The organism is Gemmiger formicilis (assembly GCF_016901605.1).
GTDB classification, from domain to species: Bacteria; Bacillota; Clostridia; order Oscillospirales; family Ruminococcaceae; genus Gemmiger; species Gemmiger formicilis_B.
Genome location: NZ_JACJKP010000821.1, coordinates 1 through 221, shown reverse-complemented (window position 1 = coordinate 221; position 221 = coordinate 1). Strand labels below are relative to the sequence as shown.

1 protein-coding gene is annotated in these 221 nt (G+C 58.4%); it reads left to right on the top strand.

Translation table 11 applies throughout. The annotated features are described in order from the left end of the window. Positions 1-208 (top strand): hypothetical protein (locus tag H6B10_RS16920; protein WP_204652510.1); only part of this gene is annotated, 208 nt, incomplete at its 5' end. Positions 209-221: the final 13 nt, after the last annotated feature.

Below are 221 nucleotides of genomic sequence, written 5' to 3'. Positions count from 1 at the left end.
AGTCTACGGCGAGGATATCCCCGTGGAATATCTGGCGGATGCCTTCTATCACACTTACCGGCTGCGCAGTCTGTTCCCCAGCCGCTATGGCGTGCGCCGGGCGGTGTTTGGCCTTGGGCAAAAGTCCGAACAGTCCGCCCTCCTGGATTTGCCCGTTGAAGGGATTGGTCCAGCTATCGGGCAGTTTTTCGGACAATTTGCGGGGTGAAACATGCCCCGTA